This is a genomic window from Kitasatospora sp. NPDC058032, assembly GCF_042885845.1.
In the GTDB taxonomy this organism is placed as follows: Bacteria; Actinomycetota; Actinomycetes; order Streptomycetales; family Streptomycetaceae; genus Kitasatospora.
This window is the reverse complement of the sequence record NZ_JBHVRK010000019.1, coordinates 84,968-107,640: the sequence shown is the minus strand read 5'-3', so window position 1 is coordinate 107,640 and position 22,673 is coordinate 84,968. Positions and strand designations below refer to the sequence as shown.

19 protein-coding genes are annotated in these 22,673 nt (G+C 75.5%); 11 read left to right on the top strand and 8 right to left on the bottom strand.

What is annotated here, in order from left to right:
* The first annotated feature begins 99 nt into the window (after window positions 1-99).
* From ACFVUH_RS27100 to ACFVUH_RS27085, 4 genes are read left to right on the top strand one after another with little or no spacing between them, the layout of a single operon-like run.
* The gene (locus ACFVUH_RS27100; RefSeq protein WP_355362131.1) at window positions 100-903 is read left to right on the top strand and encodes an arylamine N-acetyltransferase; all 804 of its coding nucleotides are present in this window, start codon (window positions 100-102) and stop codon (window positions 901-903) included.
* An 8-nt stretch (window positions 904-911) separates the two neighbouring features.
* Entirely contained in the window at window positions 912-1,319 is a 408-nt protein-coding gene (locus ACFVUH_RS27095) for a DUF4440 domain-containing protein (protein WP_355362129.1), read from the top strand.
* Window positions 1,316-2,452 carry a phenazine antibiotic biosynthesis protein gene (locus tag ACFVUH_RS27090; protein ID WP_387915838.1) on the top strand — a complete coding sequence of 379 codons (1,137 nt, stop codon included), beginning with the start codon at window positions 1,316-1,318 and terminating at the stop codon, window positions 2,450-2,452. The genes ACFVUH_RS27095 and ACFVUH_RS27090 overlap by 4 nt, the downstream gene beginning before the upstream one ends.
* Entirely contained in the window at window positions 2,452-3,846 is a 1,395-nt protein-coding gene (locus ACFVUH_RS27085; RefSeq protein ID WP_387915837.1) for an aldehyde dehydrogenase family protein, read from the top strand. Before ACFVUH_RS27090 ends, ACFVUH_RS27085 begins: the two co-directional genes overlap by 1 nt.
* A 57-nt stretch (window positions 3,847-3,903) precedes the next feature.
* Here ACFVUH_RS27085 and ACFVUH_RS27080 read toward each other — a convergent pair whose 3' ends face one another.
* The 7 genes from ACFVUH_RS27080 to ACFVUH_RS27050 all read right to left on the bottom strand — a co-directional run bounded on the left by ACFVUH_RS27080 (window position 3,904) and on the right by ACFVUH_RS27050 (window position 12,068).
* Window positions 3,904-5,319, bottom strand: a complete 1,416-nt coding sequence (locus tag ACFVUH_RS27080; protein WP_387915835.1) for a lyase family protein — start codon at window positions 5,317-5,319, stop codon at window positions 3,904-3,906.
* Window positions 5,316-7,340 (bottom strand): FAD/NAD(P)-binding protein, encoded by a 2,025-nt coding sequence (locus tag ACFVUH_RS27075; protein WP_387915872.1) that lies wholly within the window; start codon window positions 7,338-7,340, stop codon window positions 5,316-5,318. The genes ACFVUH_RS27080 and ACFVUH_RS27075 overlap by 4 nt, the downstream gene beginning before the upstream one ends.
* Entirely contained in the window at window positions 7,337-8,572 is a 1,236-nt protein-coding gene (locus ACFVUH_RS27070; RefSeq protein WP_355367101.1) for an FAD-dependent monooxygenase, read from the bottom strand. The genes ACFVUH_RS27075 and ACFVUH_RS27070 overlap by 4 nt, the downstream gene beginning before the upstream one ends.
* Window positions 8,569-10,149 carry a class I adenylate-forming enzyme family protein gene (locus tag ACFVUH_RS27065; protein ID WP_387915834.1) on the bottom strand — a complete coding sequence of 527 codons (1,581 nt, stop codon included), beginning with the start codon at window positions 10,147-10,149 and terminating at the stop codon, window positions 8,569-8,571. The genes ACFVUH_RS27070 and ACFVUH_RS27065 overlap by 4 nt, the downstream gene beginning before the upstream one ends.
* A gap of 90 nt (window positions 10,150-10,239) precedes the next feature.
* The gene (locus tag ACFVUH_RS27060; protein WP_387915832.1) at window positions 10,240-10,794 is read right to left on the bottom strand and encodes an SRPBCC family protein; all 555 of its coding nucleotides are present in this window, start codon (window positions 10,792-10,794) and stop codon (window positions 10,240-10,242) included.
* A gap of 93 nt (window positions 10,795-10,887) precedes the next feature.
* Entirely contained in the window at window positions 10,888-11,322 is a 435-nt protein-coding gene (locus tag ACFVUH_RS27055; protein WP_387915831.1) for a GNAT family N-acetyltransferase, read from the bottom strand.
* Window positions 11,323-11,378: 56 nt separating this feature from the next.
* Window positions 11,379-12,068, bottom strand: a complete 690-nt coding sequence (locus tag ACFVUH_RS27050; RefSeq protein ID WP_355367089.1) for a TetR/AcrR family transcriptional regulator — start codon at window positions 12,066-12,068, stop codon at window positions 11,379-11,381.
* 115 nt (window positions 12,069-12,183) lie between these two features.
* On the opposite strand from ACFVUH_RS27050, the gene ACFVUH_RS27045 reads away from it, so the two are divergent.
* The 4 genes from ACFVUH_RS27045 to ACFVUH_RS27030 all read left to right on the top strand — a co-directional run bounded on the left by ACFVUH_RS27045 (window position 12,184) and on the right by ACFVUH_RS27030 (window position 15,631).
* Window positions 12,184-12,567 (top strand): VOC family protein, encoded by a 384-nt coding sequence (locus ACFVUH_RS27045; RefSeq protein WP_355367086.1) that lies wholly within the window; start codon window positions 12,184-12,186, stop codon window positions 12,565-12,567.
* 97 nt (window positions 12,568-12,664) lie between these two features.
* Window positions 12,665-14,011 (top strand): FAD-binding oxidoreductase, encoded by a 1,347-nt coding sequence (locus tag ACFVUH_RS27040; RefSeq protein WP_387915830.1) that lies wholly within the window; start codon window positions 12,665-12,667, stop codon window positions 14,009-14,011.
* Window positions 14,012-14,189: 178 nt separating this feature from the next.
* A complete protein-coding gene (locus ACFVUH_RS27035; protein WP_355367080.1) occupies window positions 14,190-14,711 on the top strand; it encodes a SigE family RNA polymerase sigma factor in 522 nt (173 codons plus the stop codon).
* The gene (locus ACFVUH_RS27030; protein WP_387915827.1) at window positions 14,708-15,631 is read left to right on the top strand and encodes a hypothetical protein; all 924 of its coding nucleotides are present in this window, start codon (window positions 14,708-14,710) and stop codon (window positions 15,629-15,631) included. The genes ACFVUH_RS27035 and ACFVUH_RS27030 overlap by 4 nt, the downstream gene beginning before the upstream one ends.
* A gap of 51 nt (window positions 15,632-15,682) precedes the next feature.
* On the opposite strand, the gene ACFVUH_RS27025 is transcribed toward ACFVUH_RS27030, so the two are convergent.
* Window positions 15,683-18,883, bottom strand: coding sequence for a BTAD domain-containing putative transcriptional regulator (locus ACFVUH_RS27025; protein WP_387915825.1), 3,201 nt, complete (start codon window positions 18,881-18,883; stop codon window positions 15,683-15,685).
* Between the two features lie 388 nt (window positions 18,884-19,271).
* Between ACFVUH_RS27025 and ACFVUH_RS27020 the strand changes: the two genes are divergently transcribed.
* The 3 genes from ACFVUH_RS27020 to ACFVUH_RS27010 are packed head-to-tail and all read left to right on the top strand — an operon-like array spanning window position 19,272 to window position 22,665.
* A complete protein-coding gene (locus tag ACFVUH_RS27020; RefSeq protein WP_387915821.1) occupies window positions 19,272-20,309 on the top strand; it encodes a ScbA/BarX family gamma-butyrolactone biosynthesis protein in 1,038 nt (345 codons plus the stop codon).
* Window positions 20,300-21,043, top strand: coding sequence for an HAD family hydrolase (locus ACFVUH_RS27015; RefSeq protein ID WP_387915819.1), 744 nt, complete (start codon window positions 20,300-20,302; stop codon window positions 21,041-21,043). The genes ACFVUH_RS27020 and ACFVUH_RS27015 overlap by 10 nt, the downstream gene beginning before the upstream one ends.
* A complete protein-coding gene (locus ACFVUH_RS27010) occupies window positions 21,040-22,665 on the top strand; it encodes an FAD-dependent monooxygenase (protein ID WP_355367065.1) in 1,626 nt (541 codons plus the stop codon). The genes ACFVUH_RS27015 and ACFVUH_RS27010 overlap by 4 nt, the downstream gene beginning before the upstream one ends.
* The last annotated feature ends 8 nt before the right edge of the window (window positions 22,666-22,673 follow it).

Genomic DNA, 22,673 nt, shown 5'->3' with positions numbered 1-22,673 from the left:
ACACGTCCCCCAGCCGTTCCACCTGGAAAAGCATTACCGGAGCCGGAAAACCCCGGCGGAACCACCGCAACCACCGCAATCACCGACAAGGAGATCACCGTGCTGGACGACGCCTTGGTGGACGCGTATCTCGCCCGGATCGGCGCCGAACGGCCCGAGCGGGCCGACCTCGCCGCGCTCACCCGCCTCCAGGAGCGGCACGTGCTGTCCGTGCCCTTCGAGAACCTCGGCTACCACCTCGACGAGCCCGTCCACATGGACGAGCAGGTCCTCGACAAGATCGTCCGCCAGCACCGTGGCGGCGGCTGCTACGAGGTGAACCCGGCCTTCTCGTTCCTGCTCACCGCCCTCGGCTACCCGGTGGAGATCCTCCCCGGCCGGGTCCACCGCCCCGGCGGCACGCTCGGCGCCGCCCTGTGCCACCTCGCCCTGCGGGTCACCGTGGAGGGCGAGCAGTGGCTGGTCGACACCGGCTTCGGCCGCAACAGCCGCCACCCGCTGCGGCTGGCCTCGCGCGAGGTCCAGCACGACCCGGACGGCGAGTTCCAGCTGGTCGACGTCGAGGGCGGCGGCTTCGACGTGCTGCTGAACGGCAGGCCGCTGTACCGGCTGGACGACCGCCCGGTGCGGATCGAGGACTTCCGCCCGACCCTCTGGTGGTACCGCACCGCGCCCGAATCGCCCTTCCTGCAGGACGTGTTCTGCACCCTGCGGACCGAGGACGGCCGGATCACCCTCAAGGGCAACCAGCTCTCCACGCTGGCCGGCGGGGAGCGCAGCACCCAGGAGTTCGCCGGCGACGCCGCCGTGCTGGAGGCCTACAAGACCCACTTCGGCTTCAGCCTCGACCGGCTGCCCGCCCAGCCCGCCGGCGGCGTCACCGCCGGCGTCCAGACGGGATGACCTCCGCGATGACCTCCGCGACCCCGCCGACCGACCCGGCCCGGCTGCCCGCCGTCTTCGCCGAGGCCTTCAACACCGGCGACCCGGCCGCCGTCGAACCGCTCTTCGAACCCGGCGCCGCCTTCGTCGACCGCCCCGGCACGGTGCTCACCGGCGACGACCGGCGCGCCGCCGTCGCCGGCTTCCTGGCCCTCGGCCTGCCGATCCGCATCGAACTGCGGCACTGCTACACCACCGGCGACCTCGCCCTGCTGATCGGCGACTACCTGATCGAGGGCGAGGACCCGGACGGCAACCCGTTCCGCTCCGCGGGCACCGCCACCGACGTCGCCCGGCGCGGCGCCGACGGCCGCTGGCGCTACGCCATCGACAACCCGCCCGGCACCGACCGCCTCCCCGAGGAGGGACCCCAGTGACCCCCGTTCCGGAAAGCCCTGTCCTGGAAGGGCCCGGCCCGCTGCCCGACCCCCTGCTCGACCTGCCCTTCGACGCCGGCCCCGACCCGGACGCCTACCTGCGCGCCGCGATGCGCTGGCACTTCTCCCCGGAGACCGGCTCCCCGTTCTGGCTCGCCCGGGCCGGCTCGCTCGGCTTCGACCCGCTCACCGACGTCACCACCCACGCCGACCTCGCGAAGTTCCCCAACCTCGCCAACGAGCTGCGCACCGCCCGGGTCGAGGACCTGCTGCCGCGCGGCTACGGCGGGCGCGCCGAGGTGGTCGGCGTCTACGAGAGCGGCGGCACCACCGGCGCGCCCAAGCGGATCCTGCTGCTGCGCGACTGGCTGGACCGGCTGCTCGGCTGGTCCAGCGCCCAACTCGACCTGCACGGCGTGCCGCAGGACGTCAACTGGCTGGTCGTCGGGCCCACCGGCCCGCACATGGTCGGCGATGTCATCAAGGCGCAGACCGCGCTGCGCGGGGGCCTCGCCTTCACCGTCGACCTCGACCCGCGCTGGGTCAAGAAGCTGATCTCGGCGGGCCGCGGCGAGGAGGCCGCCGCCTACGCCGAGCACATCGTCGACCAGGTCGCCTTCGTGCTGGAGACCCAGGACGTCGGCGTGCTGCTCTGCACCCCGCCGGTGCTGGAGCGGATCGCCCGCCGGGACGACCTGGCCCGGCTGGTGGACGAGAAGGTCCGGGCGATCAACTGGGTCGGCACCCAGCTGGACCCGGACACCCGCCACCTCTACCGCACCGAGGTCTTCCCGAAGGCCGTGCTCTACAGCGGCTACGGCTCGACCATGATCCTCGGCAACGCCGGCGAGCGTCCCGGGCTGACCGACGACGACCCCTGCGTCTACGACCCCTTCGCGCCGTACATGAGCTTCGGCGTGGTCGACCCGGAGACCGGGCGGACGGTGGAGTACGGCGAGCGCGGCCAGGTGGTGATGCACCACGTCTCCAAGGGGCTGCTGGTGCCCAACAACCTGGAGCGCGACCTCGCCACCCGGATCCCCTCGCCGCCCGGACAGCCCGGGGACTCGGTCGCGGACATCGCGCCGGTCCGGGAGTTCGAGAACGAGACGGTCGTCGAGGGGGTGTACTGATGTCGGAGCAGCCCCGGCCCTCGCAGCCGTCCCCCCTGCTGCAGCTGGACGCGCTCGGCCCCGGCGAGCCGTACCGGGCCCGCCGGCGCACCGTGGTGGGCGACGTCACCGGCGCGCCGTTCGCCGAACTCAGCCTGGTGCCGAGGCTGTTCGTCACCCGGGCGATGAGCGCCCTGCACGCCGCCGAGCCGCTGCCGGCCGAGGAGCGGTCCGCCGCGCTCGCCAGGGCCGGGCGGATCTTCCTCACCGAGCGCATCGACGGCCTGGACCTGAACGGCTACCAGCGGGCCGTGGCCCGGGTCTCCGGGGTGCCGATCGGGGTGGTCCGGGAGGCCGTCCGGGCCATCGCCGACTCCGCCGAGAAGGCCGGCTGGGCCGCCCAGCAGGCCCGCCCGGCCGGGGCGGTGGCCGACTGGCGGGACAGCGCGACGCGCCGCGGCAGCGCGGTGTGGACCAGGCGCGGCGAGGTGTTCGCCGTCCACGCGGCCGGCAACCACCCGGGCCCGCACGGCCTCTGGCTGGAGGCGCTGGCGCTCGGCTACCGGGTGGCCGTCCGGCCCTCGCGGCGCGAACCGCTCACCCCGCACCGGCTGGTCACCGCGCTGCGGCTGGCCGGCTTCGGCTCCGACCAGGTGGTGCTGCTGCCCACCGACCACGACGTCGCCGACGAACTGCTGGCCGGCGCCGACCTCGGCATGGTCTACGGCGGCGACGACGTGGTCCGCAAGTACGCCGGCAGCACCGTGCTGCCGCAGGGCCCGGGGCGCTCCAAGATCCTGATCACCCGGGACACCGACTGGCGGGAGCACCTGGACACCGTCGTCGACTCGATCGCCCACCAGGGCGGGGTGGCCTGCATCAACGCCACCGCCGTGCTGGTCGAGGGCGACCCGGCGCCGCTGGCGGCGGCGATCGCCGAGCGGCTCTCCGCGCTGCCCACCCTGCCGCCGGAGGACGAGAAGGCGGTGCTCTCCGTCCAGCCGGTCGCCGAGGCCCGGGCGATCGAGGCGTACCTGCTGCGCCGGGCGGCCGGCACCCGGGCCTGGCTCGGCGGGGACGGCGTGGTGGCCGAACTCGGCGACGGCAGCGCGGTGCTGCGCCCGGCCGTGCACCAGCTGGACCGGCCGGACGCCGAGCAGGCCGGGATCGAACTCGCCTTCCCCTGCGTCTGGGTGGCGCCGTGGAGCCCGGAGGCCGGGGTCGCGCCGCTGCGCGACTCGCTGGTGCTGACCGCACTCACCGCGGACGACGAGCTGTTCGACCGGCTGCTGCGCGAGCCGAGCATCGCCAACGTCTACCGGGGCGACCACCCGACGTACTGGATCCGGCCGGGGGTGCCGCACGACGGCTACCTCGGGGAGTTCCTGATGCGGACCAAGACCGTCATCCGCTGAGCGGACCGGGGTCCCGGGGGCTCACCGCCCCCGGGACCCCGGCACCCGGCCGCGCGTTCAGGTCCGCAGCGCCCGGTCCACCAGGGCGCCGGCCGCGCCGGTGTACCCGGCCGGGTCACACAGCTCGGCGATCCGGTCCGGGGTGAAGTGCCCGGTCAGCTCCGGCCGTTCGCCCAGCACCTCGGCCAGCGGACGGCCCTCCCGGTCGGCGGTCAGCGAGACCTCGGTCAGCAGCCGCTTGGCCTCCGCCTTGCCGAGCGCGGGCGCCAGCCGGGCGGCGATCCGCTCGGAGACCAGCTGTCCGCCGGTGAGCTCCAGGTTGGCGCGCATCCGATCCGGACGGACCAGCAGGCCCTCGGCCAGCTCCACCGAGGTGAACGCGGCGCCGCCGGCCAGTCGCAGGCACTCGCGCAGCAGCAGCCACTCGGCGTGCCAGGCGCCGCCGGAGCGCTCGTCCTCGGTGACCAGGCACTGGGTCAGTCCGGCGGCCAGCACCGGCACCTGGAGCGCGGCGCTGCGCAGCAGGGTGGACAGCACCGGGTTGCGCTTGTGCGGCATCGCGGAGGAGGCGCCGCGCCCGGCGGCGGCCGGCTCGACCACCTCGCCGACCTCGGTGCGGGTCAGCGACTGCACGTCCACCGCGATCTTGCCGAGCGCTCCGGCGGTGAAGGCCAGCGCGGCGGCCAGGTCGGCCATCGGGGTGCGCAGCGCGTGCCAGGGCAGTGCCGGGCGGGCCAGTCCGGTCTCCGCCGCGAAGGCGTCCACCAGCCGGTCCAGGTAGGCGCCGGCGTCGACGTCCGGGTCCGGGCCGTCCAGCCGGGCGTACTCCAGGTAGCCGGCCAGGGTTCCGGCGGCGCCGCCGAGGGCGACCGGCAGCCCGTCCGCCAGGACGGCGGCGAGCCGGCGGTCGGCGTCCAGCACCAGCTGCCGCCAGCCGGCGGCCTTGAGGCCGAAGGCGGTGGGCACCGCCTGGAGGGCCAGGGTGCGGCCGGCCAGCACGGTGTCCCGGTGCTCGGCGGCCAGCGCGGTGAGCGCGCCGGCGGTGCGCTCCAGGTCGGCGCGGATCAGCCGCAGGGCCCGGGCGGCGACCAGCATCGCGCCGGTGTCCAGGATGTCCTGGCTGGTCGAGCCGCGGTGCACGTACTCGGCGGCGGCCGGGTCCTCGGCGGCCACCACCCGGGCCAGTGCCTGGACCAGGCCGACCACCGGGTTGGCGGTCTCCCGGGAGGCGAGCGCGAGCTCGCGGGCGTCGAAGTGCTCGGCGCGGGCGGCCCGGGTGATCGCGGCGGCCGCGGCGGGGGGCACCGTGCCGAGCCCGGCCTGGGCGCGGGCCAGTGCGGCCTCGGCGTCCAGCATGGCCTGCAGCCAGGCCCGGTCGGCCACGGCCGCCTCGACCGGGGTGCCGGCCCGGACGGGCGAGAGCAGCCCGGAGTCGGTGTCGGCCCCGGTCGGGGCGGTGTGCTGGTCGGTCATACGACGACGCCTCTCGGTCGGGTCTCGTCGGTCTCGTTCACCAGGAACGCGCCGTCGGCGCCGGCGGTGCCCTCCCGCGGCGGCAGCGGCGCGGCGGGCCACTCGGGGGCGGGGGAGAGCGCCAGCACCGCGCGGGCGATGGCGTCGGAGTCGCCCAGGGTCACCGAGTCGACGCCGGGGCGGATGCCGGCGGCGGTCACCCAGTGCACGGCCTCGGTCGGCACGCCGTACGCGAAGCGGCGCGGGTGCGCCCGGCCGCGCGCGTCCAGCAGCCGGTAGGGCCGCTCGGTGACGGCGAGGCCGCCGGTCTGGTAGCTGCCGCCGTGCCCGTCGGGGATCCGGTAGGGGGCGCACTGCTCGGTGTCCAGCAGGTGGCGCAGCAGGGGGTCGTCGGTGCGGCGCAGGTCGGGTTCGGGCAGCCGGGCCTCGATCAGCACCGAGGCCCGGACCGGTGGGCCGGGGACGGCGGTGGAGTGCGCGGTGAACGCCGGGTCGACCGGGTCGATCCGGATCTCGGTGCCGGGGCCGAGGAGTTCCAGCACGCCGGCCTCGACGAGCGCGATCAGCTGCTCGATCCGTTCGGTCGGCGGACCGATGGACAGGAAGGCGTTCAGCGGGGTGTACCAGCCGTCCAGGTCGTCCCGGTAGGAGCCGCCCTCGATGCCGCTGTGGTCGACCGCCAGCCGGATCTCGTTGCGCAGGTCGCGCAGCACGTCCAGGGCGGCCTTCAGCGGGCCGCTGAGGTTGCCGGCCCGGGCCTCGGCGACGTCCTGGCGCAGGTGGTCGAGCAGCCAGCCGCGGAAGTCCGCGCGGTCGGTGAACTCCCGCCCGGCGTACGGGCGGGAGAGCCGGTCCCAGCTCCACCGCTCGGTCGCCGGGAGGCCGTGGGCGTCGAGCACCGCGGCCGGGTCGTCGGCGGTCAGGTAGCGGTCGGTGAAGTCCGCGCGCTCGGCGCCGCGGGCCCTGGCGGTGAGCAGCGCGCCGTAGTAGACGGCCTCCACCTCGCGGGAGACCAGCGGCCACAGGTCGGTGGCGAAGCGCACCGGCTCGCCCCGGCGGGCGCGTTCGCGCAGCGCGGCGACCACCTCGGTGGTGAGCAGCCGGGGCAGGTGGCGTCCGTGGGCGCCCTTCTCGTTCTCGCCGCGCGCGTGGTACGGGATGCCGCGCCGGGAGGTGGCGTAGAGCCTGGGCTCGGTGCCGGAGGGGCGGTAGACCAGGGTGCCGTCGACCCGCTCGAAGTGGCCGCCGCGGCCGAGCGTGAAGAGCGCCATGTGGTCGAAGAAGTTGAGGCCGAGGCCGCGCAGCAGGACGCTCTGGCCGGGCCGGGTGGTGACGTGGACGTCGGCGGGGTTGGCGGGGGCGACGTAGTCGAGGTGGTGGATCCGGGCCAGGCTGGCGGTGCGCGCCTCGCGCGGGGTGGGCCGGGCGGGGACGTGGCCCTGGGCGAGCACGATGGCGTCCAGCCGGTTCAGCCGGGTGCCGTCCTCCAGCCGGACGCCCTGCGGGCCGCCGGGGAAGCCGTGCGCGTCGGCCATCGCGACCGCCCGGGAGCGGTGCACCCGGACGGTCACGGTGGGCGGGGCGGCGGCGACCACGGCGCGGAAGGCGTCGTGCAGGTACTGGCCGTAGAAGGCGCGGGTCGGGTAGGTGTTCGGGCCCAGGTCGGCGGCCTCGGCCAGGATCTGGTCGTCGCGGTGGGCCGGAGGGCCGGCGGAACCGCCCTCCCGGGCAAGGGACTTTGCCCATTCGTACAGGCTCGGGCCGGGTTCGACCGGGCCCTCGATCCGTACGCTGTCGTCGGTGTACACGGTGATCTGCGAGGCCACCGTGTTCATCAGGAGGTGCCGGGACTGGTCGGTGCGCCAGACCCGGCCCGCGCCGGGGGGCGCCGGGTCCACCACGTGCACGGTGACGGTGGACCCGGCGGGCCGGGTTCGTTCGTTGGCGCAGAGTCGTTCCAGTACCGACAGGCCGCGCGGGCCCGCGCCGATGACACAGATCTGGAGATGACGGTCGATCATTCCCACGGCTCGCCATCGTAGTTGTGGTGATCAGATGATGAAAAGGTCTTGACTCCGTGCATCCAGGCCACCCGCTCGTGCAGCTCGCCCTCGGAGAAGCCGCGCAGCAGCCGGTTGCGGGCCTCGGCGGCCTCGCCCGCCGGGTGCCAGAGCCGGATCGACTCCCGCGCGGCGCGCTGCACGGCCGCGGTGCGGGCGCGCCGTTCGGCGGCGAACGAGGCGAAGGCCCGCGCGAGCGCGTCGGTGCCGTCGGCCAACTCGCCCAGCAGCACGGCGTCCTCCAGCGCCTGGCAGGCGCCCTGGGCCGCGTAGTGCAGCATCGGGTGCGCGGCGTCGCCGAGCAGCGCCACCCGGTCGTCGGTCCAGCGCTCCACCGGGTCGCGGTCCACCAGCACCCAGGAGCGCCAGCCCTCGCCGAGTGCCAGCAGCCGCCGGGCGGCCGGCGCGGCCAGGCCCGCCAGCTGCTCCGCGACCGTCTCCTCGGGGACCGGCACGTTGGCGAGCGCCTCGGTGGCGCCGTTGTCCCGGGAGGCGGCCAGGTTGAGGAAGGCCCCGCCGGCGATCGGGTAGTGGACGAAGTGGCAGTGCGGGCCGGTCCACCAGGTCACCGAGGTGAGCAGCCGCAGCTCCTCGGGGACCAGCTCCATCGGGATCACCGCCCGGTACACGGTGATGCCGGAGATCCGCGGCTCGCCGTCGCCGACCAGCTGGGCGCGGACCGCCGAGTGGATGCCGTCCGCGCCGACCAGCGCGTCGCCGTGCACCGCGCCGCCGCCGGCCAGCAGCGCGGTCACGCCCGCGGCGTCCTGCCGGTAGCCGGTGACGGCGGTGGCGGCGCGCAGCTCGATCCGCTGCTCGGCCCGGCAGGCGCGCAGCAGCAGCCCGTGCAGCTCGGCCCGGTGCACCACCACGTACGGGTTGCCGAACCGCTGCCGGTAGCGCTCGGTGAGGGTCAGGCTGGTGACGTGCTCGCCGGTGACGCCGTCCATGAAGCGCAGCTCGGCCATGTGCACCCCGGCCGCCCGGACGGCGTCGCCGAGGCCGAGCCGTTCCAGCGCGAGGATGCCGTTCGGCGCGATCTGGATGCCCGCGCCGATCTCGGCGAACTCCGCCGCCCGCTCCAGGACCACCGCCCGGTGGCCGGCCCGGGCCAGGGCCAGTGCGGCGGCCAGCCCGCCGATCCCGCCGCCGGCCACCAGCACGGTCGCGGCGGTGTCGCGGCCCCCGCTCACCGGAGCGGCCCGTCGCTCTCGGCGGACGCCAGCCGGCGGGCCAGCTCCAGCCGTTTGATCTTGGTGGTGGCGGTGGCCGGGAGTTCGCCGAGCCGCCACTGCACCGGGTCGGCCATCGGCGGCAGGCCCGCCGCGGCGGCCCGCCAGGCGGCCGGGTCGAGCGGGCGGTCGCCCTTGGTGCAGACGACCGGGACCGGCCGGCCGTCCGGGCCGGGCACGATCACCACCTCGGCGAGCTCGGCGAGCCGGGCGAACAGGGTGTCCTCGGCGGCCAGCGTGGAGCCGAAGCCCTCGATCAGGTCCACCTCGCGGTCCAGCAGGTGCACACAGCCCCACCGGGTGCGGTAGCCGACGTCGCCCATCCGCCACCAGTCGTCCTGGACCTGCTGCTCGTAGCGGGCCCGCTCGCCGAGGTACGTGACGATCCGGCCGTCGCTGCGGACCTCGATGAACCCCGGGTTGTCCTCCGACGGGGGCGCGCCGTTGCGGCTCACCACCCGGACGTCGGTGAAGCCGGGGAACGGCATGCCCACGCAGCGGCCGTCGGCGTCCGCGCCGCGCCGCCGGGAGAACGAGCGCACCACCGCCGGGCCGACCTCGCTCTGCCCGTACAGCTGGCCGAAGACCGGTGCGCGCCGCGCGGAGGCGGCCAGCATGGTGCGCACGGTGCGCGGGTGGATCGCGTCGAAGGTGGACGAGAACAGCTTGACGTTGGCCAGCGGGCGGCGCGGGTCCTTCGCCAGCTCCTCCCACTCCATGAAGGAGTTGGGGTGCGCCTCCAGGATCCCCGGGCGCAGCCGGGCGAACAGCGCGCCGACGTGGGCGGGCTCCGAGTGCGCCAGCACCAGGACCGGGAAGCCGCGGAACAGCGAGATCGCCAGGGCGGTGACCAGCCGGGAGTGCACGAAGGAGACGTGGATCGCGATGGTCTCCCGCCCGGGGACGACCGGGCGCAGCACGGCCGCCTGCGGGCGGTAGCGGGCCTCCAGGGTGCGGCCGGTGTGCACGGCCAGCTTGGGCGTGCCGGTGGTGCCGGAGGTGTGGGTGATCAGGGTCGGGTGGTCGGGCGCCGGGGTGACCGGGGCGACCCGCGGCGAGCCGGCCAGCGTGGCCAGCGGGACGGCGCCGGGGTGCTCCCCGGAGGCCAGCAGGACGCCGGAGGCCAGGTCGAAGACCTCGGCCGGCAGCTCCTCGACGAGCTTGGCCGCGTCGGTGAGCAGGAACGGTTCGCCGGTGCGGCGCACCAGCTCGGTGACGGTCGCGCCGTCCAGCTGGGGCGAGAGCAGCACCGGGACGGCGCCGATCCGGGCCGTGGCGCAGGCGAGCAGGGTGATGTCGAAGCTGTTCGACTTGTGGACCACCACCCGGCGGCCCGGGCGGACCCCGGCCGCCCACAGCCGGGAGGCGTGGTCGTCGACCAGGTCGGCGAGCTCGGCGACGGTGGCCCGCCGGCCCAGCTCGGGAGCGATGTCGAGGTCGTGGTCGAGGATCACCACGTTCGCGCCGTTCCGGACGGCGGCCCGCTCGAAGAGCGTGCCCAGTCGGATTCCCCGGTTGGCTATGCGCTGAAGGAGCACCGTTCCGCCCTCTCGGTGGGGTTGCGGGTCGCTGTGCTTTCAGGGACGTGCAGGGGATTTCGGAATCGCTTCAGGGGGGGATTGGCTTTTTCAGCCCTTTTCGACGACCTGCTTGATCCGCTCCAGGGTCGCCCCCAGGTCGGCCGCGACCTTCTCGCCCCACTCGGCGAAGAACCGGCGCTTGCCGTCCTCGTCCATCTCCGCGGTGATCCCGCGGATCCCCTCGGTGGCGCTGCCCATCCGGAAGTGGTGCACCAGCACGCTGCCGCCGCCGTCCGCGGCCGCGACGTCGAAGGCCCAGACGCTGTCCTGGGTCCGGCCGGCGCTGTCCCGCATGGCCCAGCGGAAGGTCCGGCCGGGCTCGGCGGCGACCACCTCGGCGTGGGTGAACCAGGTGCCGCGCACCACCGGCGCCCAGGCGACCACGTCCGGGCTGCGCAGGTTCTCGCCGCGGAACACCGAGCCGACCGCGGACGGCTCGCCGGACACCCAGCTGCCGCCCTGGCACTCCGGGCTCCACTCGCCGCAGCGCGGGAGGTCGCTGATCACGGAATAGACCTCGGCCGGGGCGGCGGAGATCCGGATCTCGGAGCGGGAAAGGAAAAGGGGCGCGATTTCCGCGCTGCTTTCTGTGATGTCTCCCATGGCCGGAATCCTGGGCGGCGGCACGCGGGAGGGTCAAAGGCGCGCCGCCGGGTCCGTCAAGTCCGGCCGTGGACCTGACGGATCAGCGTCCGGTCACTTCAGTTCCAGGCCGAAGTGCAGGGCGGTGACCGCCATCCGGTGGGCGTGGTAGAAGCGGTGCGCGCCATGGTTGGCCGTCCCCGAGTCCAGCTCGATCCGCACGCAGCCGGCCGCCCGGGCCCGCTCCCCGAGCACCGTGAAGAGCCGCCCGCCGATCCCCGCCGAGCGGGCCGCCGGCGCGGTCACCAGGTCCTCGACGAAGAGCAGCCGGCCCCGGCTGGTGGCCAGCACCCGGTGGGTGGCCACCGCCAGGCAGCGCCCCCGCCCGTCGTAGGCGGCGGTGAAGACCAGCCCCTGGGCGTGCGCCTCGGCGGCGAAGGCGGCGAAGGCGTCGGCCCCGAGCGCCGGGCGCAGCGCCCGGATCAGCGGTGCGACGTCCCGGTGCAGCTCGGGCGTGCCCGGCCCGATGTCCACCACGGTCAGTTCCATGTCCCGTTCCCCCCGCGGGTCGTGGCGGCCCGGGTGCCCGGGCGCTCCCCGGGAGGCTACTGCCCGGCGCCGTACACCGCGAGGAACGCCGTGACCCCGTTCGCGACGACCTCGTCGATCCGCTCGGGCGGCATCGGGAGCGCGCCGTAGAAGGTGGGCTGGGCGACGGCGAGGAAGGTCAGCAGGTTGAGCATCCGGGCGGCCTCCTCCGGGTCCGGCACCACCAGCAGCCCGCGCTCGGCGAACTCCGCCATCCAGTGCGTCAGCACCCGGTGGGTCTCCCGCGGACCGGCCTCCTGCCAGGCCTCCAGCAGCGCCGGGCGGATGTGCAGCGCCTCGGCCTCGATGGTGCGCACCAGCGCCCAGTGCTCGGCGAAGGTGGTGAGCGAGTCGACCCGCTCCAGGCCGAAGTCGATCAGGTCGGTGCGCAGGTCGACGATCTTGCGCAGATGGCGGTCGGCGATCCTGGCCTGGGTGGCGGCCACCGCGGTGGCGCCTTCCAGGACCACCGACTGGAACAGCTGCTCCTTGTCGGCGAAGTGGTTGTAGATGGTGCGCTTGGAGACGCCCGCCTCGGCGGCGATGGCGTCCACGCTGGTCCGGGTGAAGCCCTCGCGGCCGAACACCGTGCGCGCGGCGCGGGCGATCGCCACCCGCTTCTCCGGCATGCCGCGGCGGTCGCCGCCCGGTCCGGCGGCCGGGGGCGTGGGGGCGGTCGTGGCCTGCGGGGTGGTCTGGTCGGTCACGGGAAACCCTCCTTGCGGTGCACTACATCGTGTAGTTTACGACACACTTGACGTGAAGCGGACTTGAAGTCCTACGCTCGACAGACGTCCGGAAGCCCCAGGAGGGAAGGGTTCCATGGCCGTTCAGCTGAACCACACGATCGTCCCGGCGCGGGACGACGAGGAGACCGCCCGCTTCCTCAGCGAGGTCCTGGGCGTCGCCGCCCCGGTGCGCAGCGAGCCCTTCCTGGTCGTCCGGCTCGCCAACGACGTCGCCTTGGACGTGATGCGGGTCGGCGGGCCGGTCCCCACCGGGCACTACGCCTTCCTGGTCGGCGACGAGGAGTTCGACGCCATCCTCGACCGGGTCCGGGAGCGCGGGCTCACCTACTGGGCCGACCCCTTCCACCGCCACGCGGGCCGGGTCAACGACTGGTTCGGCGGGCGCGGCGCCTACTTCGAGGACCCGAGCGGCCACAACCTGGAGATCATGACCCGGGCCTCCGGCGACAGCCGGTGAACCGGCCTGATGGGGCGTCAACTCCTGTGGCCGGAAACCTGACAGAGATCGGATGCGGACGGGGTTGCTCCGCCCCCGGGCGGGTTAGCCTCCCCGCATGATCGAGACCAAGGGGCCGGTGTACCGGCCCGGCGACGCCGAGTACGACGCCCACCGGACCGGCTACAACCTCGCGCTGGACCACCGACCGGGCCTGGTGGTGGTCGCCGCCGACCCGCAGGACGTGTCCACCGCCGTCCGGTACGCCGCCGCGAACGGCCTCGCGGTCGCCGTCCGCGCCACCGGCCACGGCATCTCCGTGCCCACCGACGGCGAGCTGGTGATCGACACCGCCGGGCTGGACGGCGTCACCGTCGACCCGGCCGCGCGCACCGCCACCGTCGCGGCCGGCGTCCGCTGGCGCGAGGTGACAGCCGCCGCCGCCCCGCACGGCCTCGCCCCGCTCAGCGGCTCCAACCCGGACGTCGGCGCGGTCGGTTACACCCTCGGCGGCGGCATCGGCCTGCTCGGCCGCCACCACGGCTTCGCCGCCGACCACGTCCGCCGGCTGGAGGTGGTCACCGCCGACGGCCGGCACCGCACCGCCACGCCCGCCGCCGAGCCCGAGCTGTTCTGGGCGCTGCTCGGCGGCAAGGACAACTTCGGGATCGTGACCGAGATGGAGATCGGCCTCGTCCCGTGCACCGGCCTGTACGGCGGCGGCCTCTACTTCCCGGCCGAGTCCGCGGCCGTCGCGCTGCACGGCTGGGCCGCCTGGAGCCGGACCGTCCCCGAGCAGCTGGCCACCTCCGCCCAGCTGATCCGCTACCCCGACCTGGAGGCCGTCCCCGAGCCGCTCCGCGGCCGGTACGCCGCCGTGCTGCGGGTCGCCTGGAGCGGCCCGGCCGGGCAGGGCGAGGAGTGGGTGCGGCCACTGCGGGCGTTCGGCACCCCGCTGCTGGACACGGTGCGCGAGCTGCCCTTCACCGAGGCCGGCACGATCCACCACGAGCCGCCGTTCGCGCACCCCGCGAGCGACCGCAACAGCACGCTGCGCGCGTTCACCGCCGCCACCGCGGACGCCGTGCTGGACCTCGCCGGGCCGGACGCCGGCAGCCCGCTGATCGTCGAGATCCGACTGCAGGGTGGCGCGTACTCGCGCGAGCCGGCCGTGCCGAACGCGGTCGGCGGCCGGGACGCCGAGTACCTCGCCTTCTCCACCGGAGTGATCGGCCCGTTCGCCCTGGAGGAGCTGCGCGCCGCGCACAGCGCGCTGCACGAGAGCCTGCGGCCGTGGTCCACCGGCGGGGCGCTGGCCAACTTCTTCGGGATGGACGACGCCGACCCGGCCACCGTGCGCACCGCCTACCCGGAGCCGGTCCACCGGCGGCTCACCGAGCTCAAGGCGGCGTACGACCCGGGGAACCTGTTCCGGCTCAACTTCAACATCCCGCCCGCCTCCTGATCCCTTAACGGTCCCCGCCTCCCGGTCCCCGCCTCCTGGTCCCGGCCGTCCGATCCCTGCCACGCTGTCCTCCTGACCTGGTGTTCTGCCCGTTCGGCCGGTCCTTCGGGGCCGGCCGTCGGCGTGCCCGGCAACGGTTCGGGGCCGGTCCGGGCTCTGGTCGGGTGAGGAGGTACTCATGAGAGCCAAGAAGGCCGAGCGGGACGCGGAGTTCAACGCGTTCGTGACCGGTGCCTGGCCGCGTCTGCTGCGCACCGCGTTCCTGCTGACCGGGGACCGCTACCTGGCGGAGGACGTCGTCCAGACCGCGCTGGAACGGACCTACGCCGCCTGGGGGAGGGTCACCCGGGCCGACGAGCCGTACGCCTACGTGCGCCGGATCGTGGTGAACGAGCACGCCCGCCGCTTCCGGCGCCGGGTGCCGGAACAGCTGGTCACCGCCGTGCCGGAGCGGACCGGCCCGGACGGCTTCGAGCGGCTGGACGACCGGGCCGCGCTGCTGGCCGCGCTCGGCACGCTGCCGCCCGGTCAGCGCCAGGCGGTGGTGCTGCGGTACTGGGAGGACCTCAGCGAGTCCCAGGCCGCCGCCGCGATGGGCTGCTCGGTGGGCACGGTCAAGAGTCAGGCGTCGAAGGGCATCGCCAAGCTGCGCGGGCTCTCCTCACTCATCACCATGACGAGCATCGGAGGTGCGGCATGAACCGCGACGGGACGCCCGTGGACGCGGCGGTCGAGGGCGACGAGGAGGTGGCCCGGGCGCTGGCCGGGCTGGCCGGAACGGTGGAGGCGGGTCCGGCGCCGTACGCGGCGGTGCTGGCCGGCGGCCGGCGGCGGGCGGTCCGGCGGCGGGCGTCGCTGGGCGGCGTGCTGGCGCTGGCCCTGCTCGCCACGGCGGGCGGTGTCGCCGCGGTGAGCGGCGGGGTCGGCGGTCCGGCGGCCGGCAGCGCGACGGTGGCGGTCTCGTCCGCCGACGTCGCGGCCGTCCTCCCGGGCGCCGCCCCGGCCGGGGCGCAGGGCCCCCGGGACCCGCTCGTCCCGACCCGGATCCAGGTGCTCGCGGGCACCGAGGAGGGCAAGCCGTGGAGCGTCTGGGCGGCTCTGTGGCCGGCCCCGGGCAAGGAACGGATCCACGAGCAGGCCCGGCGGATCTGGGAGGAGGACGCCGCCGCCGGCTACCCCTGGCCCGCGCCGACCGAGGCGTACGTCAACCAGTACGGCACCCCGGACGCCGACCACGTGATCTTCTACTACGTCCTGGACGGCAAGCGCCTGGCGACCCCTGCGGAGGCCCTCGTCGCACCGCCGGGCTCCCCGGTGGGCCTGCTCTTCGGCGATCCGGGCTCCGTCGGCAAGGTCTGGCTGGGCCGCCAGGCCAAGAACGGCGACGCCGACCCGCTGTTCCACGTCCCGAAGGCCCAGGCCGGGCTGATCCGTCCGGGCGTCGCCCGCGCCGAGGTGCGGTGGACCGACGGCGTCAGCGCCGAGCCGGCCATCCTCGGCCTCGGCGACTCCGAGGCCCGTTGGATCGCCGTCGCCAAGCGCGGCATCCCGGCCGAGCTGCGGCTCTTCGCCGCCGACGGCAAGCTGATCGCGACCGAGAAGAACTGGCTGGACAGCTGACCGACCGCCGGAGCCGCGTGCCATCCCCGGCACGCGGCTCCGGCGCAGCCGTCAGTGCGCGCCGAGCGGGCTCGGCCGGGTGGCGCCGTCCGGCTCCGCGTCGTCGGGCTCGGCGCTGTCCGGCTCGGCGCTGTCAGGCTCCGCGCGGCCCGGTTCGGCCGGCAGCCGGTTCCGGACGCCCTGGGCGGTGAGCGCCAGCGGCCGGTAGCCGAGCGCGGAGGCCGAGGCGTGCGCCCGGTCGGCGAGGTCGGCGGCCCGCTCGGCGTCGCCCTGCTGGAGGGCGGCCTCGGCGAGCCCGACCAGCGCGTGCAGCTCGGCCCGCCGGTAGCCGAGCCGGCCGGCCACGGTGAGCGCGGCGCCGTACCGGGCGGCGGCGGTGGCCGGACAGTCCGTGGCCAGCGCGGCGGCGCCGGTGGCGTTGAGGCACTCGGCCTCCGTCCAGCTGTCGCCGTGCGACTCGGCCGCGTGCAGGGCCTCGCGGGCCGCGGTGTGGGCCTCCTCGGTGCGCCCGGCCTCGGCGTGCAGCCGGCTGAGGACGGCCAGCACCAGTGCCTCGGCCCGGCGGTGGCTGCCGGTGCGGCCGAGCGAGAGCGCCGCCCGCAGCGACTGGACGGCGTTCCCGGGCCGGCCCAGCGCGGCGTGGGCCATGCCGAGTTCGGCCAGCGCCATGGTCTCCAGGGCGTCCGAGCCGATGGTGCGGGCCAGCCGCAGGCAGCGGGTGTAGTGGCGGTAGGCGTCGGGCCGGTTGCCCGAGTCGAACTCGGTGCGGGCGAGCGCGGCGAGCGAGACGGCGAGGCCGAGCGGGTCGCCGTTGCGGGTGTGCAGTTCGACGGCCTCGGTGAGCAGCGTCCGGGCCTCGGCCAGGTGGCCGCGGATCCAGGCGGCGCGGCCGAGCTGGTCGAGCGCCGCCGCCGCGATCTGCGGCCGGCCCAGTTCACCGGCGAGCGCCAGGGCCTGCCGGGCGTAGTCCTCACCGGCCGTGATCCGGCCGGAGTTGTGGTTGGCGTCGCTGAGGTTGATCAGCATGACCGCCTCGGCCCTGCGGTCCCCGGCCTGCCGGGCGGCGGCCAGACCGGATTCGGCCAGCCGGGACCACTGGGTGAGCCGGGCGTGCTGCTTGCAGAACGGCCGCAGCGCGTCGGCGAGCTGCCAGGCGACCGGGAGCGGCCCGTGCTCGGCGGCGTACCGGACGGCGGCGGTCAGGTTGGCGAACTCCGCGGACAGGTCCCCGTCGCCCTCCCGGGCGGCGCACCCCGTCTCGGGGGTGACCACGCCCGCCTGGTCGACGCTGCGGCGCGGGGCGGGGCCGCCGCTGCCCGCCGCGGCGGCGGTCGCCACGTACCAGCCGAACAACCGGCCCAGCGCGGTGGTCCGTTCACCGGCCGTCAGCCGCTGGTGGGCGCGCTCGTGGGCGAAGAGCTGCAGCAGCTCGTGCGGGAACCGGTAGCGGTCCTCCACCCGCTCCAGCAGGTTGGCGACCTCCAGCTCGCGCAGCTGCCGCTCGGCCGTGGCCGGCGGCGAACCGGCCATCGTGGCGGCGGCGTTCACGGTGAAGTCCGGCCCGGGGACGAGCCCGAGCAGGCAGAAGAAGGTGCGGACGTTGGTGCGCAGCAGGTCGTAGGAGAGGCCGAGCGAGCCGGCCAGCGCGGTCTGCGCCTCGTCCGGCGCGGAGAGCGCGGCCACCCGGTCGACGGTGAGCTCCCGGGCGATCCGGCCGAGCGGCACGTCGGAGCGGTAGGCCGCGTTGGCGGCGACGATCCGCAGCGCCAGCGGCAGTCCGGCGCAGAGCCGGACGATCTCGTCCACGGCGGCCGTGTCGTCGCCCTGCCCGGGCTGGAGCAGCGCGGTCACCAGGCGGTGCGCCTCGGCGGCCGGCAGCACCGGGACGACGAGGCGGTGCGCGCCCTCCCGGACGGTCAGGCTCACCAGCCGGCGGCGGCTGGTGACCAGCACCGTGCTGCCGCCGCCCCCGGGCAGCAGCGGCCGGACCTGGTCGGCGTCCCGGGCGTTGTCCAGCACCACCAGGACGCTGCGGCCGGCCAGCAGCGAGCGGTAGAGGCCGATCCGCTCGTTGACGCCCTGCGGCACCCGCTCGGCGGGCACCCCGAGGGCCCGCAGGAAGCCGCCGAGGACCTCGGCGGGGCCGGCTGGCGCGGCCCGGCCGTGGCCGTGCAGGTCGGCGAAGAGCTGGCCGTCGGCGAACAGCGGCGCGGCCCGGTGGGCGACGTGCAGGGCGAGCGCGGTCTTGCCGACCCCGGCGGTGCCCTCCAGGCAGACCAGCGACAGCGTGCCGTCGGCGGGCCGCAGCAGCTCGGCGAGCCGGTCGATGTGCTCCCGGCGCCCGGTGAACCCCCGTGGGCCGAGCGGCAGTTGGGCCGGCCGGGGAACGTCCGGCGCGATCGTCCGGGGCGCTGGCGGGGCGGGTGGCTGCGCCGGTTCCACCGCTCCGGCCGTCGGTACCGGCACCGGGACCTGCGGCCGGTCCCGGACCTCGGCGGGTGCGGGCGGATCCGCCGGGGCCAGCCGCAGGACCCGCTCCTGGGCGGCGCGCAGGTGCGGCCCCGGGTCGAGGCCGTGCTCGTCGGCGAGCAGCCGGCGGACCCGCTCGTACACCTCCAGCGACTCCGCCTGCCGCCCGGACTGGGCCAGTGCCAGCACCAGCTGGGCCTGGAACCGCTCGCGCAGCGGGTGTTCGGCCGCCAGCCGGCGCAGTTCCGGGATCCGGCCGGCCAGCCGGCCCAGCTCCAGTTCCAGGTCGAAGAGGTCCTCCAGCGCGCCGAGCCTGGCCTCGGCCAGCCGCAGCCGCAGCGGCTCGATGCCCGGCCCGTCCACGCCCTGGGCGAGCGGCCCGCGCCAGAGCGCCACCGCCTCGGTGAACGCCTCCGCGCCGCCGGCCGCGTCGCCGTTCGTCCGCCGCGCCCGCCCGTCGACGAGCAGTTCCTCGAACCGCTCGACGTCCACCGTGCCGGGCGCGGCCAGCACGTAGCCGGCATCCGTCCAGGCCAGGGTGGCCAGTCCGGCGAGCGCCCGGCGCAGGCCGGAGACGTACTTCTGCACCAGGTTGACGCTGCGCCCGGGGGCGTCGGCGCCCCAGACCAGCTGGACGATCCGCTCGGTGCGCACCGGACGCCCGCTGTTGAGCAGCAGGACCGCGAGCACCGCCCGCTGCCGGGGCGGTCCGAGGTCCGCCGCGAATTGTCCCCGTCTGACCCGTACCGGTCCGAGAACCTCGAACCACACGTCGTCAGCCAACGCTCCCCCCAAAGCCGTTGTGACGTCTCGCCCCCACGCGGACGTTATCACCGGCCGTGGGAGGGGCCCCGGATCGTTACCGCATCGTTTGTGTAGGCTCCGCCAATCCTGGGCAGGGACATGACCGACGCCGGTGTGCCGCCGCCCTCCCGGCGGATCTCCCTCCCGGGTCCCTTCCCCCCGCTTCCCGCCGCTTCCCGCGCCCTTCCCGGCGCCTTCAGCGGACGGTCAGCGCGGCGCCGGACAGTTGCCGCAGGCCGGGAGCCGCGAGGTCCCCGGCCGTAGCCGGTGAGGGGGCCGGCCCGTCGTACCGAGGCCGTTCCGCGGTCGGGCCGTCCTTTCGAGCCGTTTGTCCGGGAAACCGATGTTGCCAACCGGGGGGATCTGCATGAACGCCACACCCGAGCTGCTGAGACTGGCGGACTCCGAGGAGTCCCGGAACCACGCGCCCACCACCGAGTTGACCTTCGCCTCCACCGTGCCGCGCGACCTGGTGCACCGTGCCGCCATCGCCGAGGTGTTCGTCACCGACTCGGCCCGGGTCGGCGATCCGGACCCGGAGAGCGACGAGCACACCTTCGAGGTCGCCGCCCAGCTGCCGCGCGCCCACGTCGTCGGCGAGCGCGGCGGGAGCTACGACTTCCTGCTGCTGGTCGAGGTCCTGCGCCAGTCCGGCGTCCTGGTCGCGCACCGCTACCTGGACGTGCCGCTGGACCGCGCCTTCATCTTCAGCTCGCTGAACCTCACCATCTCCGGACTGGAGGCCCTGCGGATCGGGCCGCGCCCGGCGCACGCCGTGCTCTCCACCACCGTCCGCCCCAAGCGCAACCCGGCCGGCCGGGTGCTCGGCTTCGACTTCACCGGCGTCTTCTGGCTGGACGGCGTGCAGGCCATCGTCGGCTCCGGCGCGCTGACCTTCGTCACCAACCGGGCCTTCCAGATGCTGCGGGCCGGCAACCGCAAGAAGCTGGAAGGGCGTTCGCCGCGCCACCCGCAGCTGCTGCGCTCCGCGCCCTCCCTGGTCGGCCGGCGGGACGCGTCCAACATCGTGCTCACCGAGCCCGCCGTCAGCGAGTCCGGCACCGCCTCGGCGCTGCTGGTGGTGGACACCGACCACCCCCACCTGTTCGACCACAAGCTGGACCACGTGCCCGGCAACCTCCAGCTGGAGGCCGCCCGTCAACTGTCCGTGGCCGCCGTCGCCAAGCTGCACGGTCTGCCCGCCGAGAGCCTGGTGGTCACCGCGGCGAAGGCCGATTTCACCGACTTCGCCGAACTGGACCTGGTGACCAAGGCGGTCGCCGAGGTCGGCGACGCCAGCTTCGACGGCGCGCTCGGCGCCGTGACCGTCCCGGTCGCGATCACCGTCTCCCAGGAGGGCAACACCGTCGCCACCCTCGGCATCGAGGTGACCCAGTGGAGCTGAACCACCTCGTCCCGTCGGCCGACGGCATCGACACCGTGGTCGTCGACTACGGCGGCGTGCTGACCAACCCGCTCGCCGAGACCTTCACCGAGTTCGGCGTGCGCACCGGCCTGGACCTGCAGGCCATCGGCACCGCCTTCGCGGCCGCCACCGCACGCCACGGGATCAGCCCGATGGCGGAGCTGGAGGTCGCGGCGATCACCGAGCAGGAGTTCACCGAGCGCCTGCTGGCCGAGCTGCCGCCCGGCTCCGCCGCCGCCCTGGGCGGCCGGCCGTTCGGTGAGCTGTGGTTCCAGGGCCGTCGGGCCAACGCCCAGCTCGTGGACTTCGCCCGGCAGTTGAAGTCCGGCGGCTACCGGATCGCGCTGCTCACCAACAACGTGGTGGAGTGGCGTCCCCGCTGGCAGGCCACCCTCCCGGTGGAGGAGCTGTTCGACGTGGTCGTCGACTCCTCGGCCGAGCGCGTCCGCAAGCCGGACCCGGAGCTGTACCTGCGGCTGCTGGAGCGGCTCGATGCCCCGGCCCGGCGCTGTCTGTTCATCGACGACACGGCCGAGAACCTCGACGCCGCCCAGCGGCTGGGCTTCCACACGGTGCTGTTCGAGAACACCGCGCAGACCGTGCGCGACGTCTCCGAGCGGCTGACCGCCCAAGCCCTGCGCGAGGTCTCCAGCCGGCTCGGGCACCCCCTGGCGGAGGACCTCGGCCGCCCGGCCGACGGGGCGCTCCGATGACGGCGCCGCAGGTCCTCGTGGTCGGGGCCGGCCCCACCGGCCTGACCGCGGCCTGCGCCCTGCTCCAGCACGGGGTGCCGGTGCGCCTGGTGGACCGCCGGGAGTGCTTCGCCGCCGAGCCCAAGGCCCTGGTGATGTGGAGCGGCGCCCTGGAGGCGCTGCACCGCCTCGGCGTGGCCGACGCCGTCGCCGAGCGGGCCCTGCCGCTCACCGGCGCCTCGTACTGGTCGAACGGGCGCCGGCTGGCCGGCGTCTCCTTCGGCACGCTGACCGGCACCCGCTTCCCCGGGCCGCTCTGCGTGCCCCAGCCGGTCACCGAGGAACTGCTCTACGAGCGGCTGCTCGGCCTCGGCGGCCGGGTCGAGTGGGCCACCCGGGCCACCTCGGTCGAGGCGGCCGGCGATCGGGCGGTGGTCCGGCTGGAGTCGGCCGGCGGCGCGGTCGAGACCGTGGCCGTCCCCTGGCTGATCGGGGCCGACGGCGTCCGCAGCACCGTCCGCGAGGCGCTCGGGATCCCCTACGAGGGCAGCAGCTACGACCGGGAGTTCGTGCTCGGCGACGGCCGGATCGCCGGCGACCTGCCGCCCACCGAGGCGCAGTACCACCTGAGCCCGGACGGCGTGCTCGTCCTGGTCGCCCTGCCCGAGGGCGGCCACCGGATCTTCTTCGACCTGCCCCCGGGCAGCCGGACCGGCCCGCCGGACAACGCCGAGCTCCAGCAGCTCCTGGACGCCCGCGGCCGCGGCCGCTGGACCGTCGAGGAGACCTGGTGGACCAGCCGCTTCCGGGTGCACACCAAGGTGGCCGCCACGTTCCGGCAGGGCCCGGTGTTCCTCGCCGGGGACGCCGCGCACGCCCACAGCCCGGCCGGCGGCCAGGGCCTCAACACCGGTGTCCAGGACGGCTTCGACCTCGGCTGGAAGCTGGCGGCCGTGCTGCGCGGCGGCGATCCGGCGCTGCTCGACAGCTACGACCCGGAGCGCCGTCCCACCTCCGCCCGGGCGGTGCGCAACTCCGAACGGCAGACCAGGCTCTGGCTGCTCAAGCCGCGCCCGGCCCGCGCCCTGCGCGACCTGCTGCTCGGCGCGCTCTCCCGCAGCGGCGCCCTGGAGCGCCGCATCGTCCCGGAACTCGCCCAGCTCGACCTCGATCTGACGGCCAGTCCGGCCGTCGGGCGCACGCCCGCGCCGGGCGGTCCGACCCCCGGCCGACGGCTCGGTGACGCCCCGCTCCGCCCGATGGGCGGGACCGGTGCCACCTCCCTGCACGGCTACCTCGCGACCGGACGGCACACCGTGCTGGTCGCCGGAGCCGGGCAGGAGGCCGCGACGGCGGCCGAGGAGGCCGCCACCGAGCTGACCCGGCGCGGCGTGCGCGATCTCGCCGACGTCCTGCTGCTGCTGCCGCCGGACGGGCCCGTGCCCGTACCGGCGGGGCCGTCCGGCCACGACCTCGCGGCCGGCCGGCTGCCGGGCGGGCAGGCCGGGGCGGCGGCCCTGGCCTGCCATCTGCGCCCGGACGGGGTGGTGGCCCGGGTCGTGACCCTGGACCGGCCCGGCCGGGTGGGCGAGCTGCTCTCCGCGCTGCCGACCGGGCAGCGCTCCGCCACCCCCGCTCCGTGAGGTTCCCG